The 18,782-nt window shown below is 29.4% G+C and carries 23 protein-coding genes; 20 read left to right on the top strand and 3 right to left on the bottom strand.

The window, feature by feature from the left end; genetic code table 11:
* Positions 1-194 precede the first annotated feature (194 nt).
* The 15 genes from CX675_RS17325 (at position 195) to CX675_RS17260 (ending at position 11,622) form a co-directional block, all read left to right on the top strand.
* Complete coding sequence (locus CX675_RS17325) at positions 195-686, top strand: hypothetical protein (protein WP_130736514.1); 492 nt, start codon at positions 195-197, stop codon at positions 684-686.
* A gap of 270 nt (positions 687-956) precedes the next feature.
* Positions 957-1,583, top strand: coding sequence for a hypothetical protein (locus tag CX675_RS17320; protein WP_130736513.1), 627 nt, complete (start codon positions 957-959; stop codon positions 1,581-1,583).
* Between the two features lie 126 nt (positions 1,584-1,709).
* Positions 1,710-2,021 (top strand): hypothetical protein, encoded by a 312-nt coding sequence (locus tag CX675_RS17315; protein ID WP_130736512.1) that lies wholly within the window; start codon positions 1,710-1,712, stop codon positions 2,019-2,021.
* 498 nt (positions 2,022-2,519) lie between these two features.
* Positions 2,520-3,404 carry a LysR family transcriptional regulator gene (locus tag CX675_RS17310; protein ID WP_130736511.1) on the top strand — a complete coding sequence of 295 codons (885 nt, stop codon included), beginning with the start codon at positions 2,520-2,522 and terminating at the stop codon, positions 3,402-3,404.
* Between the two features lie 75 nt (positions 3,405-3,479).
* Entirely contained in the window at positions 3,480-4,400 is a 921-nt protein-coding gene (locus CX675_RS17305; RefSeq protein WP_130736510.1) for a YeiH family protein, read from the top strand.
* 212 nt (positions 4,401-4,612) lie between these two features.
* Complete coding sequence (locus CX675_RS17300) at positions 4,613-5,056, top strand: acyltransferase (protein ID WP_130736509.1); 444 nt, start codon at positions 4,613-4,615, stop codon at positions 5,054-5,056.
* 133 nt (positions 5,057-5,189) lie between these two features.
* Positions 5,190-5,762 carry a hypothetical protein gene (locus CX675_RS17295; RefSeq protein ID WP_130736508.1) on the top strand — a complete coding sequence of 191 codons (573 nt, stop codon included), beginning with the start codon at positions 5,190-5,192 and terminating at the stop codon, positions 5,760-5,762.
* 29 nt (positions 5,763-5,791) lie between these two features.
* Positions 5,792-5,917 carry a hypothetical protein gene (locus CX675_RS20285; protein ID WP_255509231.1) on the top strand — a complete coding sequence of 42 codons (126 nt, stop codon included), beginning with the start codon at positions 5,792-5,794 and terminating at the stop codon, positions 5,915-5,917.
* Positions 5,918-6,072: 155 nt separating this feature from the next.
* Positions 6,073-6,549 carry a hypothetical protein gene (locus CX675_RS17290; protein ID WP_130736507.1) on the top strand — a complete coding sequence of 159 codons (477 nt, stop codon included), beginning with the start codon at positions 6,073-6,075 and terminating at the stop codon, positions 6,547-6,549.
* 1 nt (position 6,550) lies between these two features.
* Entirely contained in the window at positions 6,551-7,051 is a 501-nt protein-coding gene (locus CX675_RS17285; protein WP_130736506.1) for a GNAT family N-acetyltransferase, read from the top strand.
* A gap of 31 nt (positions 7,052-7,082) precedes the next feature.
* Positions 7,083-7,736 carry a hypothetical protein gene (locus CX675_RS17280; RefSeq protein ID WP_130736505.1) on the top strand — a complete coding sequence of 218 codons (654 nt, stop codon included), beginning with the start codon at positions 7,083-7,085 and terminating at the stop codon, positions 7,734-7,736.
* Between the two features lie 166 nt (positions 7,737-7,902).
* Positions 7,903-9,003 carry a hypothetical protein gene (locus CX675_RS17275; RefSeq protein ID WP_130736504.1) on the top strand — a complete coding sequence of 367 codons (1,101 nt, stop codon included), beginning with the start codon at positions 7,903-7,905 and terminating at the stop codon, positions 9,001-9,003.
* A 269-nt stretch (positions 9,004-9,272) separates the two neighbouring features.
* Positions 9,273-10,148, top strand: coding sequence for an SDR family oxidoreductase (locus CX675_RS17270; protein WP_130736503.1), 876 nt, complete (start codon positions 9,273-9,275; stop codon positions 10,146-10,148).
* 9 nt (positions 10,149-10,157) lie between these two features.
* On the top strand, positions 10,158-11,084 hold the full coding sequence (locus CX675_RS17265) for an AraC family transcriptional regulator (RefSeq protein ID WP_130736502.1): 927 nt from the start codon (positions 10,158-10,160) through the stop codon (positions 11,082-11,084).
* 34 nt (positions 11,085-11,118) lie between these two features.
* Positions 11,119-11,622 carry a YdeI/OmpD-associated family protein gene (locus tag CX675_RS17260; RefSeq protein WP_130736501.1) on the top strand — a complete coding sequence of 168 codons (504 nt, stop codon included), beginning with the start codon at positions 11,119-11,121 and terminating at the stop codon, positions 11,620-11,622.
* Positions 11,623-11,706: 84 nt separating this feature from the next.
* Here the strand turns inward: CX675_RS17260 and CX675_RS17255 are convergent, their stop codons facing one another.
* Positions 11,707-12,696: a GlxA family transcriptional regulator gene (locus CX675_RS17255; protein ID WP_130736500.1), complete on the bottom strand. Its 990-nt coding sequence runs from the start codon at positions 12,694-12,696 to the stop codon at positions 11,707-11,709.
* Between the two features lie 200 nt (positions 12,697-12,896).
* Here CX675_RS17255 and CX675_RS17250 point away from each other — a divergent pair, with 200 nt between their 5' ends.
* The 5 genes from CX675_RS17250 to CX675_RS17230 all read left to right on the top strand — a co-directional run bounded on the left by CX675_RS17250 (position 12,897) and on the right by CX675_RS17230 (position 16,713).
* A complete protein-coding gene (locus CX675_RS17250; RefSeq protein ID WP_130736499.1) occupies positions 12,897-13,391 on the top strand; it encodes an SRPBCC domain-containing protein in 495 nt (164 codons plus the stop codon).
* Between the two features lie 5 nt (positions 13,392-13,396).
* Positions 13,397-13,828 carry an SRPBCC domain-containing protein gene (locus CX675_RS17245; protein WP_165396076.1) on the top strand — a complete coding sequence of 144 codons (432 nt, stop codon included), beginning with the start codon at positions 13,397-13,399 and terminating at the stop codon, positions 13,826-13,828.
* A gap of 100 nt (positions 13,829-13,928) precedes the next feature.
* Positions 13,929-14,666 carry a class I SAM-dependent methyltransferase gene (locus CX675_RS17240; RefSeq protein ID WP_130736497.1) on the top strand — a complete coding sequence of 246 codons (738 nt, stop codon included), beginning with the start codon at positions 13,929-13,931 and terminating at the stop codon, positions 14,664-14,666.
* Between the two features lie 429 nt (positions 14,667-15,095).
* Entirely contained in the window at positions 15,096-15,875 is a 780-nt protein-coding gene (locus tag CX675_RS17235; protein WP_130736496.1) for an ABC transporter ATP-binding protein, read from the top strand.
* 73 nt (positions 15,876-15,948) lie between these two features.
* Positions 15,949-16,713 (top strand): dienelactone hydrolase family protein, encoded by a 765-nt coding sequence (locus CX675_RS17230; RefSeq protein WP_130736495.1) that lies wholly within the window; start codon positions 15,949-15,951, stop codon positions 16,711-16,713.
* Between the two features lie 65 nt (positions 16,714-16,778).
* Here CX675_RS17230 and CX675_RS17225 read toward each other — a convergent pair whose 3' ends face one another.
* A complete protein-coding gene (locus CX675_RS17225; RefSeq protein ID WP_130736494.1) occupies positions 16,779-18,020 on the bottom strand; it encodes a T9SS-dependent choice-of-anchor J family protein in 1,242 nt (413 codons plus the stop codon).
* 151 nt (positions 18,021-18,171) lie between these two features.
* Positions 18,172-18,741: a pseudouridine synthase gene (locus CX675_RS17220; RefSeq protein ID WP_130736493.1), complete on the bottom strand. Its 570-nt coding sequence runs from the start codon at positions 18,739-18,741 to the stop codon at positions 18,172-18,174.
* Positions 18,742-18,782: the final 41 nt, after the last annotated feature.

The following is an 18,782-nucleotide window of genomic DNA, read 5'->3' as shown; positions in this document are numbered from 1 at the left end:
AGTTTACTAAATTTTGTCTATTTTTGATTTAGGAAAGTTATCAATCACACCATTACTTATAGTCAAATGCCATAAAACTGGTATCATAAAAAGGCAATGCTTGCAATAATATAAATTGATTTAACTTAAGAAACCCTTTTTGCTTTTGGGAAATCATATAAAAATTTAAAAATAAATATTTGGATCTTCATTTTATGAAAAAAACACTTTTAACATTCATAATAACCTTTGTTTTTTTAAGTTGGAACGCTCAAAGCCAAAGTGAAAAAGAAGAAAAAATACGTTCAAAAATTAACTCAGAATTTCAAGAAAACGCATCAAATTGTAATCGTGAAATTAACGCAATTACCGACGTTAATGGGAAAACAGAATTTTGGAGTATTTGTAACTTGGAAAAAGGAAACCGAATAATAACAATTGAATCGCACGAAAAAGAGACCTATTTTCAGGAAATTTACTTTGAAAAAAACGGAAAACTCATATATGCAAAAGAAACCGAAAATTATATACCTAGAAATCATTTTACTCAAATAAGTTGGAATTGCGAATTCTATACAGAGAATGGAAAATTAATCACGCTTATTTCATTGGGACATGGAAAAACAGAAAACGAAGAATGGAATCCAGAGATAATTTTTGACATGTATAAAAACCGACTTTCTGAATTACAACAAATTAAAAAATAGTTCTTTCTAAAATAACTAAAAGTATGGCTTATTCTCCTGAGTTTTAAAAGCAAAAATATCGAACAAGTACAACTATAAATTTCATTACATGGAACTCAATTGAAGCAATAAAAAATTAAAAGGAAATACTTAGCTGCTTTCTAAATAATCTTAGAATAAATTCTAACATAATGACAAAAATTTCCAAAAATATGGTTTTAATAAATGATTTTTTATTTTCTTTAAATTTAGCCTCAACTTAGAACTCACTAATTTAACACATACCCATAAATGAGAAAACTAAGCCACCTATTGATGCTGATACTTTTTGTAAGACTTTTTTCATCCTGTAATTCGTCTGAAAACAAAACATCCTTAAGTACTTCTTCACGACTTTTACCCGAGTCCGATGTGATGGAAAGATTAAGATATCAAAAAAATAATATTGACTCCCTTTTTAAACACAACACAGACAAAGTAATAGTAGTAGCTAAATTGACAGATGGTAACGAACCTATCCTAATTAAAAATGGAAATTTTCCCGAAAATGTAGAAACAACCTACAATATTCTCAAAGACAGTTTAGGAAATGTAATGCTCGTTTCTGAATTTCCATTTAGCGAAAGCGGAGATTGGAGCATTACCTTTTCACACTACTTTGATAAAAAAGGAAAAACATTTGCATTTGAAAGACAAACCAATTTTTTTAATAGTATTTGTACAAACGGAATCGCTTTTGAAACACGAACCGAGTTTTATGATTCCGATTTTAAACTTATTGATAAAACGTATAAATTGGTTGACGAAAAAAATACAACATTAGAAAAAGATAGTTGTCAATTTCCATACGATTACAACTATGATATTTCGAAAAACAGCAATAAATACTTAAAGGTTAACAACCTTAAACACTATTAACAAAAGAAAGTTATAGTTTGGCATGAAGAAAAAAAGTAAAACTTGTTTTTCAACAACAAATTATATTTTTGCTCCTAAATTCGAAAATTAAAAAATGAAAATTATATCATGTAAAAAAATTATGTAATGTTTATCTTGTTTTCTTTTCTAAGTTGTAACTCCTTCTTATCGAAAGAAAATGAAAAATCATTTGTTAAAAAATATCGTTTACTAAAACTTGATGGAGAAATATGCAATACTTGTTTTATCGATGTTCAAGAAAATTATATTTACAAAATTTTCAAGAATGAAAAAGAAATCGGTAAAGGAGAATGGAACATAACACTTCCAATAGACTATCCTGGCTATGTATTAAAATTAGAAAATGGACCAAAATGTATGATTTATGATAGTGATACCATTATTGATTATATAGATAGAAGAAAGTTTTACAAGTAAATTTAAAATAACGTTGAACAAGTAACATCAAAATTTTACAATTCTTATGTTTTAACCTGTCATTACATTTGGCATAACTCAAACAAAATCACATAACATGAGCTTCTTTTATCATAAAGAGTTATAAATAAACGCTATAATAGTTTTGTGATATTACGAAAAGTACGAAAATTCATTTTTTCTTTTAAGAAATTATATCTTAGCAGAAGGTTTAGGTTGTTAGAACATATAACTTCACAAAACTATAAGACAATACAAAAATTAGTTAAAAACATAAATAATAGTTCAATATTTTATAATAATTATTACTGTGAAGGAATAAAAAAATCTTATCTTGAACCCTATACAAAAACACTTTTATCTAAAATTTCTGAATTTGAAAACTTTGAATTTGAAATAATTAATGATATCTTATTAATAAAGTCTAAACGATTAGTTTGCAAACAAGATATTGAAAAAGCAGAGGAATTAATAAATACTATTTCGTAACATCAGTTAATGAAAACCAAACTACATATATTCAAAATTGTTGCGAAACACTTAAGTTTCACAAAAGCTGCTGAGCAATTATATATTTCACAACCAGCCATTTCCAAAGCTATTAAAAATTTAGAGGAAGAATATAAAACCACTTTTTTTGTTAGAAAAAGGAATTCTATTGAATTAACCACAGCCGGAAAAGCATTTCTTATTTATGTTAATAAAATAATGTCTATTTATACTGAAATGGATGAACAGTTTCTAAATAAAAAAGACATCTTCCCCAAATCAATACACTTTGGTTTAAGTACTACCTTATCCAACTATGTCATTCCGAAAGTAATAGCGAGGTTTAGAATGCAATTCCCAGAAACAAAATTTAATATCATTAGTGATAATTCTGAAAATATTGAAAATTTAATTTTAAATGGAGACATTGATTTTGGAATAACGGAAGGAAATTTTTCTAATCCCAAACTCTATTTTGAAAAGTTCATTAAAGATGAAATCGTTCTCGTAACCAATATTAATAATGCTTCAATTAGTAAAGAAAGTCTTACTTTAAAAACACTACAAAAAATTCCAATTATTGAACGTGAAATAGGTTCTGGTACAAGAGAAATTATTGATCGTTTTTTAATTGATAATAAAATTTCTAAACTAAATTCTGTTGTAACATTGAACAGTACAGAAGCTATTAAAAGTTATTTGCATCACTCCAATGATTATGCCTTACTATCTATCCATTCTATTACAGATGATTTAATGAATCACAAACTTAAAATAATAGACATTAAAGATTTAAGTATTGAAAGATGGTTTTACTTTGTAAACAGAACAGGATATCATTCTAAAACTTTCGATTATTTTAAAAAATTTATCATCAACAACCATAACTTTTAGTTATATTATATAACAATATAATTTGCAAAAAAGTTATATAACCTTATTACTTTTGTATCAAATAATAGATACAATATGAACTATTTTTTTCAAAAAATAATTTTCATTTTTTTAATCGCAGTGGCTCTATTCGGTTTTATAAATAGTCCTGTAGCATTATTACTTGGCTTTGGATATACACTTTTTTTCAATAATCCATACAAGACCTATAGTCATATCGCTATACATTATTTTTTAAAGACAGCTGTTGTAGGTTTAGGCTTTGGAATGTTAATAACGGAAACTTTAAAAACGAGTATCGCAGGTTTGAGTTTAACTTTTTATTCTATAGTAGTAACGATTACATTGGGCTTATTTTTTACAAGAATTTTAAAACTAGATTTAAAACTAGGTCATCTCATTACATCAGGAACTGCTATTTGTGGTGGCAGCGCTATTGCTGCCATCTCTCCAGTAATTAAGGCCAAAAGTAAAACAATAAGTATTGCTTTGGGCATTGTCTTTTTATTAAACTCAGTAGCTTTATTTGTATTCCCAGCTATCGGACATTTTCTAGATTTAACACAAGAAGAGTTTGGTTTATGGTGTGCCATTGCCATACACGATACTAGTTCGGTTGTGGGTGCTGCTTTAGAATATGGAGATGATGCTTTAAGAATTGCCACCACGGTAAAACTGTCTCGAACCTTATGGATTATCCCTTTATCAATCTTTTCTATGTTTTTGTTTAAAACTAAAGGAGAAAAAATAAAAATTCCTTATTTTATTGTTTTGTTCCTACTCGCTATAATAATCAATAGTTCTCACATTTTACCAGAATGGACTACTACATTAATTGTAACAGTGGCAAAACGATTGTTGATTATAACTTTATTCTTGGTGGGCACTACTATTTCAATAAAAGACCTAAAATCTACAGGGCTAAAACCTATGATTTTAGCCTTAATTTTATGGGTATTTATTTCTATATTTACATTACTATACCTTTTGAATTAATACGGATAATAATCTGGAAAATGATAAAAAATGGGATGATTACACTTGAGTAAAAAACTAGTTTAACGAGTAAATTGATATGATTTTGATTGGTTTTAGCAACTTTGGAGGAATGAAGTCTCATGATCAGACAACAAATTCTTGGATGAATATATTATTCCTGAAATAATAGGACTAAAAAAATAGTCATAAAACAGAAAAAAACAGAGCAAATGAAATTATCGGAATATGTTAAAAAAAGAAATGGCGTTCCTTTTGGGCATCCGAATTCACTTCGAAATAATCTGAAAAGGTCATTAGGGGCAAGCAATTTTTCAACATTTTGGAATTTTTGGAATCCCATTTTTGGTTATTACTTAGGCACAAAAATATTTCGCCCACTAAAAAAAATACTTCCCATAGAACTTTCCATAGTAATAACATTTGTTTTCTGCGGATTAATTCATGATTTTGTAACCTCATTACTAAGAGGTGAAATGGCTCTATTTTTTTCTGTTTGGTTTTTAATAATGGGAGTTGTAGTCGTTCTCTCTAAACTAGTCAACTATGATTTATCGCATCAAAAATGGATTATCAGAGCTTTTGTAAATCTTTTTATAATTGGATTTTGTTTTCTTGCGACCAGCCTTCTAAATCTAATGTTCAATTTTCATTAAGTCTATTTATCATAAGATTAGAATACAAAAAGAAAGTAACTGTTTAAAAATACAATTTTTCTAATTTTTAGCTATTTTTGATTGCTTCTTGTTTAGATGCATTATCGCTAAAAAATCATTTCAAAAGAATAGCATGAAAAGTTTAGAAACGCTTCGATTAAAATTAAAAAGACATAAAATTCATTTTTTTTATAATGAAAGTTTGAATCAAATAGAAATAGGAAAATCTTTAAATAGCAATCAAAAAAAAATCATTGGTATTGCCTTGATAATTATTGGACTATTACTTTTTATTTTAGCAATAGGCTTATTGGTTGACATAGGTGTTAAAAGTAAACTATTAATCAAAATATTCATGTTGTTTCCTATAGGTCTAATTTATTTTGGTGGAACAGAAATAAACAAAACATCCAAGTTAAAAAAGAGTAATAAAAAGAAAATCATTAGCCCGAGTGCCATTCACATAGAAGAAGAGGCAAAAGTAATACAGATACAAAAAGAACAAATTCTCACGCTAGATTATTTGTTTGAAAAAGCAGACGATATGGGAGAAACAGCTGGCTCTATATATGTTACCTCTACTCTTTCAGATAATAAAATCATTTTATTAACGATTTATGGTACCCAACGAGAATACTTAAAAACAGATTTAATTTTTATTAAAAGTGTTCTTTCAGAGTACATGCAATTACAAAATATTAGTTAAGTTACATAGTACTATTTAAAAATGACACAATGCGTATTTTAATCGCCTTATTAATTGGTTACTACTACTCTAGAAAATATGGCGTACAAGCTGTTAAAACCATTCAAAAATACTATCAAGAAAAAGAAAACCAAGAACCTAGAAAAAAGCATTGAACTTTATAAAAATTAGCAAAAAAGAAGGCAAAATGGATAAAAAAGAAAAAATTTCTAATCAAGAATTAAAAAAAGAAATGCTTTTTAACAACACTATTTAAACAACACAATGAAATTATTTGGAACCCTAAAAACAAAAACCTCAATCTAATACTTTGAAAAACATCTATAAACATTATATTCCGCTTAGGTTACTTTTCTTTATAGAGCTTATTAGTGGAACAGTAATTCTAACCTTTTTCATGTATCTATTTAAAAATGATATTTATCCAAATATGTGGTCATTTGCTGGGCCTTTACTTAGTATTGCTTTAATAATTAATGGATTAACCAGTTTTAAAATCAATGAAATAAATAGTAATACTGCTCAACAATACATAGAAATAAATAAAGAATCTCTTTTTTCATCAAAAAGCATAAAAATAAAATTTAAAAATTTAAAAACGGAATTAAAAACTGGAAATGGAAAAAAGAAAAGCATCATCCCTAAATTAAGAGTAATTATTCTGGATTCCGATAAAGAAATGGAAGAATTAAATAGTAATTTCCTGGGGTTTAATAACAGCCAACTTAGAAAATTATATTCCTCATTAAAAGATATTGCAAAGCAAAACCTATCGACAAATTTATAAAATGAATACCATACAAATTACAGAAATTAAATCGAACCAAATCGAATTGTATAAACAGTTTCTAGGTTTTGGTCTCATTCATGATGAAGAAAATTTCCGGATTACTCCAAATGATGATTTAGACACTCTTTTTCCTACAAAAGACAAACCAGACAGTTTTACACTTGGCGCTTTTTCAAACAACAATTTAGCTGGTATAGTTAGTTTTACTAGAGATGGGGAAAATAGAGAAAAATTAAGGCACAAAGGTATTCTCTTTAGAATGTATGTTTCCAAAGATTATCGCGGACAAGGAATTGCGAAATTGTTAATTGCATCACTTGTGGATAGAGTAAAACAAATTTCAGATATTGAAAGCATCAATTTAACTGTAATTACACATAATGATACTGCTAAAAAACTCTATGAAAAGTTTGGTTTTGTAACATTTGGTTCTGAAACAAATGCCATTAAGTGGAAAGGAAATTATTTTACTGAGGATCAAATGGCTTTAAAACTATAAGATTGAAAAAATTAACACCAGAAAAAAATATATGTTCTATAAATCTAATCAAGAAATTATAAAAAAAATTATAGCTAATCATTTGGTAAAACTAGTATTTATAATGTTTCTTCTTCTCTTTTTTTCTTGTAAAGATAATACTCAAATAACTGTAGAACCCACAAATAAATCGTCAAAAAAATACGACAAAAAAGTTCCTATTAATTTCGACAAGTATAAAATTGGTAAAGGAAATCTTGGCCCAATTAAAATTGGGATGTCTATCTCTGAAGCAGAAAAAGAATTAGTTAATTTAACAAAAATGGAATGCGATGCTTTTGCTTTTGGCTATGACGGTGGTAGCAAATCGTATCTATATTATTGGGAAGACCAACATGTTTTAGCGCTTATTACTAAAGCAGACTCTGAAGAAATATTGGTCATTATTGCAGTTGCTAAAAATATAAAAACGACAAATGGTCTTACTCCAAATGCAACAGTAAAAGAAATACAAGCAAAATATCCCAATATTGAGGTTAATCTTGATTTAATGATGGATTGGGAATATATGCATGATGAAAAAAACAACTGGGACTTTATCTTTACAACTGAAGAAAATAATAGAATTGGAAAATATGATATAGCAGAAGTTCCTTCAAAACCCATAAATACGGAGGCAATAATGAGCTGGATAACCATAAAATAACTTTAATATTAAATAAGTTTCCCATTTTTTGTATCTTTTTAATTCACTCCCGTCTTAAAATACTTAAAAGTTTCTCTATATTTGATTTGGTTAGTTATAGTATTGCATTCTTCCTTAACATGGTCATTTAGTAATATTCATTTCACAAAAAACAAGATAAATAATTATGAGTTTAGTTTTTGGATGGTATAGTTTTAAGATAAAATCTTACACTGCAAAAGATTTACAATTAAACATGGAAGAATGGAAAGAATCAGATTTTGAAGTGCGTCAAAAAGTATTTCATCTTTTTTGGATTCCTTTTTTTAGTTTAGGAAAAATTTATGCTGTAAGAAAACAGGGTAAACTATACGAAATACCTCATCTTATTATTACAAAAATAAATAATAAAGATACCATCAGAACACCTTGGTATTCTTTTTTACTTCCTATCCTACTGATTACGATACCTATTATTACTGGAGTTTATATTTATATAGCAGAATCTATAATGAGACACAACCATTATAATGAAGATGCAAAATCATATGAAATAGCTACACAAGAAGTACAACACAAACTAGCATCACTTTCAGAAAATGCCTATTTAAGAATTTCAAACCCACAAAAACCAAACGATGATATAACCGTACTTAAATTAATTGCCATTAATAATGATTATTATAGTTTTGTAAAATACAGAATTAACGTTCCTAAATATTCAAACGAAACCTATTCTATTGTAAATTGGGGTAAAGACACCTTAACATTCACAAAACAAGAACTGCAACAAGCCATTTGTACTGATTATGATGTTATTGAAAAACGCGAGTCTTATGGCGTTAAATTTATAGGAAATGAAAAGTACATTATTGAAGCTATTCACTATTTTGATTCTCCAATTATCGATGGAAAAATAGATTGGTATTTTTGGGATGTCATTAGAAAAAAGAAATTTCAGTATTATAATTCAAAATTTACAGGATTTAAAAATGATCGATCCTGGTCATTTAAAATAATGCTTCAAAATTTTGGTATTCCAGTGAATTTAATCAAAATTGAGAGCAAAGAAAACAATGTACAATGGGTAGACAGCTTACCCATTAAAATTAATTCTTATAAATATCTAGAAACATATTACATTGAAGCAAACACATCTATTGATCCAGAAATACTAACGTTTCAATCTAAATTTATCTTTGAAGATTCATTAAATAATCAATACGAATATATGGTATCAGGAGAAAACTCCTGGTATGAAATAGATAAGATTGAGAAAACAAGATAATAGTTACATCGTTACAGTTTCAAAACCTAACGATGTTGTTTTTCGGATGATTACTTAATGGTATAGAGTTTACAACTATAGGACATCCTGTGTATACTTTTCTCTTTTTATTGGGACTTGCTAGTTTCTTTATTGGTATTATTTGGTTACTAAGAATCATTTTTCTGAATAATCACCTTCTTCCCTTTTGACTACAACAAGCAGACATTTGACTACAGTACTTTTTTAATTGGTATAGACCTTTACACTCTAATTAAAAAACACTTAAAATGAAAGTATTTGTAACAGGAGCATCAGGCTTCATTGGCTCAGCTGTGGTAACAGAATTAATTCAAGCAGGGCATCAAGTCATCGGGTTAGCACGTTCTGAATCATCGGCTAAAAAAATAAAAGAACTAGGAGCAACACCTTTATTAGGCAACTTAGAAGATTTGGAAATACTACAACAAGGCGCTCAACACGCTGATGCAGTAATTCATACTGCTTTTTTTCATGATTTCTCTCAATTCACAAAAGCAGCAGCAATGGATAAAGCAGCCATAAATGCTATGGGAACTATTTTAATGGGGACCAAAAAACCAATGGTCGTAACAGCAGGTATTTTGGGTTTACCTCTTACAAACGGATACATTACAGAAGAAAGTACTACCGAAAACCCGTTGCGTTTCTCTGAACTTACGGCATTAGAATTAGCCGCAAAAGGAGTACATGCTTCGGTAATTCGTTTAGCTCCTTCTGTTCATGACAAAGGGGACAAAGGTTTTGTTCCATTTATTATTGAGCAGGCTCGTAAAAAGGGTTGTGCAGCTTATCCTAATGAGGGTTTAAATCGCTGGACAGCAGTACATCGATTAGATGCCGCCAAAGCCTTTCGCTTAGCCATTGAAAAAGGATTGCAAGGTGCTCTCTATAATGTTATTGGAGAAAATAGTATCACAATAAAAAGTATTGCCACACAAATAAGTACAAAATTAAATTTACCATTGGTTGCATTATCTAACGAAGAAACTGCAAAACATTTTGAATGGATGAGTCATTTCATCACTTTTGATGCACCAGCTACTAATCTAAAAACACAAGAAATATTAAATTGGCAACCCAAACATATTGGTTTACTTGAAGATATGGACCAAAATTATTTTTAAATTTGTATAGTGGAACAAAGACAAACACAAAGAATCAAAACCATTAGCGAATTTCATCAATTGAGAGGGTTACCAAAACCAGAACATCCGCTAATCAGTATTATCGATTATAATTCGATAAAAAAACCTATGGATAGCGATGAAATTAACTGGATTTTTGATTTTTATCAGATTTCTGTTAAAAGGGGTATTGATGGCAAATTCAAATACGGACAAAACGAGTATGATTTTGATTTTGATGAAGGTGTCCTGTTTTTTATCGCACCAAATCAGGTTTTTAATATTGCTGTAGATCGCAATTCAAAAGTAAAACGCTCAGGATGGATGCTTCTTATTCATCCTGATTTTATTTGGAACACTGCTTTAGCAAAAAATATTAAAAACTATGACTTCTTTGATTACTCTGTAAATGAAGCTTTATTCCTTTCAGAAAAAGAGGAAAAAATACTACAAGGAATTATCGAAAATATAAGACAAGAATATCATGCAACAATCGATCAATTTAGTAAACAAATTATTATTTCTCATGTAGAAGCCATATTAAATTACTCAGAACGTTTTTATCATCGTCAGTTTATTACAAGAGAAAAAGTGAATCATCAAATTTTGGAACGGTTAGAAAGAATATTGGAAGATTATTTTGAAAATGAAGATTTAATAACCAAAGGACTACCCTCTGTACAAAACATTGCAAACGAATTAAACATTTCTCCTAAATATTTAAGCAGTTTACTCAAAGTTCTAACAGGACAAAGTACGCAACAACACATCCATGATAAATTGATTGAAAAAGCGAAAGAAAAACTTTCCACTAGTACTCTTTCGATTAGTGAAATAGCATATCAATTAGGCTTTGAGCATTCACAATCTTTCAGTAAATTATTTAAAACCAAAACACATCTTTCACCTTTAGCCTTCAGACAATCATTCAATTAAAGAAATAAAGAAACATGATAATTTACTAAAAAAAATGAGTACTCAATTTTATACTTTTTCAGCTCCTATAGATTGCATTGGCATTAATCCTTTTGTACCTGTTCCTGAAGAAATCCTAAATCACATTTTTGAAAAAGCAAGCAAAAACAAAGGCGCAATTCCAATAACAGGTACAATTAACGGAAAAAACTATAAACAAAATTTAGTAAAATATAGTGGTGCTTGGCGACTTTACATTAATACTTTTATGCTGAAAAATTCTCCCAAACGTATAGGAGAAATAATTACCATTACTATTTCTTTTGACCCTATTGAAAGAATTATAGCAATACATCCTAAACTAATAGCTGCCTTAAATAAAAACTTGGAAGCTAAAAAAGTATTTGATAATTTATCACCTTCGCTACAAAAAGAAATAATACGTTATATCTCGTTTTTAAAACAAGAAAGCACAATTCTTAGAAATATAGATAAAGTTATAGGTTTTTTAGAAGGGAAAAATAGATTTATTGGAAGAGATCCTATAAAAAAAGAATGATAATAGCTCCTTTTGTAACTTTCGACTAATTTATAACAAAAACACTAAATAGAAGTCTGTAATGTTGTAGTATCTCCTAATTCACTAAGACAAAACTGAGTTTGAAAACTTATTATACTTTAACTTATAATCTACTGGAGACAAACCTGTAATTCTAGAAAAAACGTCTCTAAATGCCTTTGCATCGTTATACCCCACTGTATACATTACTTCTGTTACCGTTTTGGGATAATTCTCTAGTTGTTTTTTAGCTGCTTCAATTTTTACTCTTTGCAAATAATCTAAAGGAGTTATTCCTGTTGCTTTTATAAATCGTCGATCAAAATTCCTTCTTGTAATATGCAATTTAGAAGACAAAGAAGCTATAGATATCTTTTCCTGAAAATACTTTTCTAAATACTCTTGTGCTTCTAAAATGGCTCCATCATCATGATTTTTTTGCCCATTAAAAATCATAAATTCAGACTGATGACTCCTGCTTACATCTATTTGAAAAATCTTAGAACACAATAAAGCCGTTTCTCTATCGTAAAATTTTTCAATTAAATACAAAATTAAATTTAGAAAAGAGTAAGCACCTCCATTAGTATAAATTCTATTTTCATCTGTTATTAATTGATCTGGTTGCAAGTGTATTCCTGGAAAACGCTGTTTGAAAATAGAAACCGCAGACCAATGGGTGGAACATTTTTTCCCATCTAACAAACCTGTGGTAGCTAGTAAAAAAGCACCCGTACAAATACTAGCAACTTCTGCACCCAAACGATATTGCTTGGCAATCCAATTAATTATTTCCTTATTTTCATGGACAGCACTATCAAAGTTATGATTCAAAGAAGGAATAATAATAAAATCTGTTTTCTTTATTTCCGATACCTTTTTATGTGGTTTTACGGTAAACAAATCATCATAAAACCCAACTTTCTGAGAAGTACCAACCAATTCAATTTTAAAAACAGCTTTAAATCCCTTACTGGCATAAATAGCATTGGCACGATTAAAAATTTTATAAACTCCTACAATACTACTTAAATTGTTTTCTCCATTTGGAACCAATATCGTTAAGTGCTTCATGATATCTTTTCTCACAAATATACGAAAAACACTTGTCTAAATCAACCCATTACAATGTCTATATTACAATGTTACATTTTAAATTAAATGACTGAAATTTGTAAAAAAAGATGAAAACACACCTTTTATGCCTTATACTTTTTCTACAAATAATTCTATACTATTCACAAAATCAATCTATAATTAAAATACAAAATAATATGACAACTACATCATTTACAACTTCGTTTAAAGTAAACCAAACGCCAACAGAAGTATTTCAAGCTATACAAGATTTTAGAGCATGGTGGTCTATGGACATAGAAGGAAAAACCAATGTATTGAATGAAATCTTTTTCTATCATTACAAAGACGTTCATTTATGTAAAATAAAACTTACAGAACAAATTACAGATAAAAAACTAGTGTATTTAGTAACTGAAAATCAGTTTAATTTTACGAAAGATCAAAGTGAGTGGGTAAATACCAAACTTATTTTTGAAATAGAATCGCAAGGCACAAGCACACAACTAACTTTTACACACGAAGGATTAATTCCTACCTATGAATGCTACCAAGTATGTGAAGATGCTTGGACAAGTTATATTCAAGGTAGTTTAAATAGTTTAATTACAACCGGTATTGGAAAACCAAATCCAAAAGAAGGAGGTTTAAATGCTGAATTAGTAGAAAAATGGGGACTTCCAAAAAAATAAATATTATGAAACACACGAATTACACCTATTGTTTTAGCAGTTCCAAATCGGCTGCTGCTATTTTTCAAATAGTATCTAACCCAAAAAAGTGGTGGTCAGGATTATTTGCAGAAGAAATTGAAGGACAAAGTGAACAAATTGGAGACGAATTTTCCTTTCAAGCTGGAAATGGTGCTCATTTTTCGGTTCAAAAACTAATTGATAGGGTGCCAAACCAAAAAATAGTCTGGTTAGTTACTCAAAGTTATTTATCTTTTTTAGATCAAAAAGACGAATGGAACGAAACGCAAATTAGCTTTGAATTGAAAGAAACAGGAAACCAAACCTTAGTTACTTTTACTCACAACGGACTTATTCCTGAAATAGCGTGTTATGAGCAATGTTCCAATGCTTGGTCTCAATATTTACAAAATTTAAAAGTAGCCTTAGAAGATTAAGTAAAAAATATTCTAACCTTTTCTATGTAATTCCAGTATATTTGTTTTGGTTAGTTTTTTTTGAGGATAAAACGACCATTTCAAGTTAACGAATACTTACATGAAAGATAATTTTTCTTCGCAATCAGATCAATATGCAAAATACAGACCTAAATATCCTGCTGAACTTTTTGAATATCTGAATACTTTGGTTCTTACTAAAGAAAAAGCTTGGGATTGTGGTACAGGTAATGGTCAGGTAGCTCAAGAATTAGCAACCTCCTATACAACCGTTTTTGCTACCGATATTAGTCGGTCTCAAATTGATAATGCGGCACCTTCAAAACAAATTTTTTATTCGGTACAACCCGCTGAGAAAACCAATTTTAAAGACAACCTATTTGATTTAATTATTGTAGCACAGGCAATTCATTGGTTTGATTTTGAAAAGTTTTATGATGAAGTACAACGTACTGCAAAAGAAAAGGCAGTATTTGTGGCTTTAGGATATGGTCGAATCTCTATTTCAGAAGAAATCGATGCAATCATTACTCATTTTTACACAGAAGTTATTGGCACATATTGGGATAATGAACGAAAATACATTGATGCCAATTACAACACAATTCCTTTTCCATTTGATGAAATTGCAACACCACTTTTTACGAATACACAACACTGGAGTTTGGAACATCTTATAGGTTATTTGAATACTTGGTCTGCTGTAAAACACTACATGAAACAAAATCAGGTTAACCCAATACTTGAATTAGAAACTGAATTAGAAAAAATTTGGGGAACGGAAAAAATAAGAGAAGTGCGTTTTCCTATACTTTTGCGTGTGGGTTATGTAAACTAAAGAAGTGTATTTAAATGAAATTATTTCCAGAAAAAGATATAAGCATTTCCTTATCAAAAAATTATAATAACCTGATAAGATTTCTGTAAACCTTACTATCAGTTTAAAAATCAAAGTATTATTCAGTGCCTTACTCATCGTAAACATAGTATCTTCAATATATATAATCATTCAAAAAGAAGCATACCCCTTATTCTTAATTGTATTATCTTTAATAACTTTTCGAATCCTTTTAGAAATAATATTTCGAATCGTATCCAAAATGACTTTGAAAAAACTATTACCATTTTTTGGGCGTACATTTTAATATTATTAAAAAACATATCAAAATTCTAAGCATAAGATGTTAGATAAAGAATAAATATATCCTCATAATATATTATTACCTTGTAAAACTTTAACTTTGTAAAACAAAATTAGTCTCACTTAATGACATCTACTGTTTTACATAGCAAAAATTTATCTATCGGTTATACATATAAAAATCACTCTAAAACGATTCTTGAAAATTGTACTATTAATTTAGAAGCGGGGCAATTGGTGGCGCTTATTGGTGCCAATGGTATAGGTAAATCAACACTATTAAAGACACTAACTGGTATTATTCCTCCTTTAGAAGGGGAAATAATGCTACAGGGTAAACCGTTAAAGAAATACAACCCTAACTTATTAGCGCAAGAATTAAGCATTGTTTTAACCGAACATTTGCCTCCAAGTAATTTAACCGTTTATGAAATTGTAGCTCTTGGTAGACAACCTTATACCAATTGGTTAGGCACATTAACTGAAGAAGATAAAGAAAAAATTGATCATGCAATTGCACTAACTGGAATACGTAATTTTATCGATAAAAAACATTATGAAATAAGTGATGGTCAACTTCAAAAAGCTTTAATAACAAGAGCTTTAGCACAAGATACAGCTATTATTATCTTAGACGAACCTACTACGCATCTCGATTTATTACACAAAGTTTCTCTAATAAAACTCTTAAAAAAACTAACTAAAGAAACGGGCAAAACAATTCTATATTCTACCCATGATATTGATTTAGCCATTCAATTGTGTGATGAAATGATAGTTTTAACACCAAACAAATTAGTAAAAGACCAACCCTGCAATTTAATTGAACAAAACATTTTTAATGAATTGTTTCAGAATGAAGCAATTACTTTCGATAAAACGATTGGAAAATTTAAAGTGGTTTGATACTAAAATTATTTCACAAATTTGGTTGCCAAAATAACTAAAGTATTTAGTAATTTTATAAAAAAATTAATTCATGAAAAAATATATAGTTCTTTTTATCTCCCTAATTAGCTTGTCAATGAATGCACAATTAAAAACTGTAGCTTATACCGATGGTGGTCAAAAATTAGAAGGTTTTTTTGCGAAAGCAACCACAGAAAATCCGAAAAACGTTGGAATTATTGTTTTACCAGCTTGGATGGGTATTGATGCACATGCAAAAGAATCTGCTGAAGCATTAGCTGCATTAGGCTATCATGTTTTTGTTGCAGATATTTATGGTGTTGGCAATACCCCAAATAATACCACAGAAGCCGGAAAATTAGCAGGTTATTTTAAAAACAGTTATAAAGATTACCAAAGAAGAATTCAATTAGCCATTGATCAATTAGTAAAACAAGGAGCTAATCCAGATGAAATTGCTATTATTGGGTATTGTTTTGGGGGAACAGGTGCTTTAGAAGCAGCAAGAGGTAATCTAAATGTAAAAGGTGTAGTTTCGTTTCATGGTGGTTTAGGAAAAGACCCTATGCGACAAACTCAGGTTATCACTCCAAAAATATTAGTACTTCATGGAGCAGATGATCCTTATGTTCCTCAAAAAGAAGTATTGGCTTTTCAAGACGAAATGAAAATTGGAAAAGCAAATTGGCAAATGAATTTTTATGCTAATGCTGTACACGCCTTTACACATAAAGATTTAGATACAGACAACAGCAAAGGAGCTGCTTATAACGAATTAGCAGACAAAAGAAGTTGGCAAGCTATGAAAGATTTCTTTACAGAAATTTTCAATTAAATTAAATAAATACTAAAAAAGGTTCACCATGGTGAACCTTTTTCGTTTTTTATAGTTTTACCTAATTATTGCTTTACAAATTTTTGAACACTAGTACCTTCTGGAGAAGCTATCGTAACCATATAAACTCCAGCTACTAAATCAGAAACGTTTATCTGAGTTTCAGTTGCATTAACAAGGTTTTGTTTAACCACTCTTCCATTAACATCTACAACAATAATAGAATTCATTTGCGTATTTTCAGAAGAGATTGTTAATTGATTTATTGCAGGATTAGGATACATACTAAAACCATTTACTGCAAATATCCTAGAACTTAATGCACCACTAACCGCTACATCATCTATATTTAATTCATATTGATCAGTAACATCATGATGTCTAAAGGCTACATAGATTGTTTGTCCATAAAAAGAAGAAATATCTAAGGTTCTAGGTACAAAAACACCATCGCCTCCATTTTGGCCTATAACTTCAGTAAATGTAGTTGGTGATGCCAAAAAGTCTGTTATTGTATTAGTAGTTGCTACATAAACAGAGTAATTTTCATCAGGGTAATTTTCATCAATACCTCTTGCCAACCAAGACAATTCAATTGTAGCTCCACTAGCATAAGAGGATAAATCGATAGGATAAGAAATAATCCAATTATCAGGTGTTAAAGGTGAAAATGAACTATTATCATATGAAGCTGAACGCAAACAAGGATTTCCGTCTGGAGTACCATTATTATCTAAATCATAATCAGCTACACCCCAATTAAAACCATCACCATCTTCATCTAAAGATTGCCAACAAACATAAGCAACGCCTGTATTGGTAAAATCTTCTGTAAATGGTGGAGCCATTGTAGTTGGGCAATTTACTACCGTTTCAGTCAATTCAAAGTCAAAACCAGCATCGTTCCATTCGTCTGTCCATTCTAGAAAAAAAACTTCTCCTGGTTGCACTACAAAACTCACTTCAGATAAATAATTACTTGATGCAACATCATCATTATATGTTACACAAGTTAAAGTAGCACAACTTCCAGAATATACATTTATATAAGTATCATCACTATTTGTAATACCGTCATTTTGAGGTAAATTAGAGGTAATTGTTACAATTCCAGATATAGTCGATGTGTAAGTATACCATTCTGAAGCTGAAGCAGAACCATTACCACATCCATCTATAAGTGTTCCATCTATTGTACCAACAGTAGTAGTTCCTGCAGTTGCCGTAACAGCTGTTGCACAAGTATTTTGTGATGTAGCTAAAAAAAAGTTTCCTAAAAGAAACGCAGTAAGTAAAATTTTTTTCATTTTGTAATATTTTATTTACACTAAAAATATAAAAAGCAATGAAAAAATAAAGATTATTTAACATTTATTAACTTTTTTTTGTTAAAAAAACATAATTTATACTAAAAAAATAAACTTATATTATTTTACTTAAAGAAAATTAACAATCACATTACAGCAAAATTTTTGCAACTTCTTGAACTGATCCAGTAGCTATACCTTCTAAATGCATTTTACCAATTCTAACTCGAACAAGTCTAAGTGTAGGAAAACCAACAGCAGCAGTCATTTTTCTAACCTGACGAAATTTTCCTTCGGTAACAGTTATGGACACCCAAGAAGTAGGTCCATGCCGTTCATCTCGTATTTTTTTACCAATACCTATATAAGAAGGAATCGTTTCAATTCTTTTCGCTTTACAAGGCAATGTGGTATATTTTGAACCATTTAGTCCTATTTCCACTCCTTTTTGTAATTGTTGTACCGCTTCATCGGTAACCAATCCATCCACTTGAGCATAATATTCTTTTTCAACGGTTTTCCTTCGCACTTGTTCACTCACTTTACCATCTGTTGTAAGTAACAGCAACCCTTCTGAATCCTCATCTAGTCTTCCGATAGCCATTGTGCCTTCTGGAAAAGGATACAATTCGCCTAATAACTTCTTTTTTCTTTTCAATTCATAAATAAACTGACTCAAATAGCCATGTGGTTTATGAAGCATAAAGTGCTGGTGATTCATTTTTATCAATTTGGTACAAAAATACAGTATTCAATTTATAA

The organism is Flavobacterium sp. J27 (assembly GCF_004303025.1).
Lineage (GTDB): Bacteria > Bacteroidota > Bacteroidia > Flavobacteriales > Flavobacteriaceae > Flavobacterium.
The sequence above is the reverse complement of the archived record's forward strand: the minus strand, read 5'-3'. Positions and strand labels throughout refer to the sequence as shown.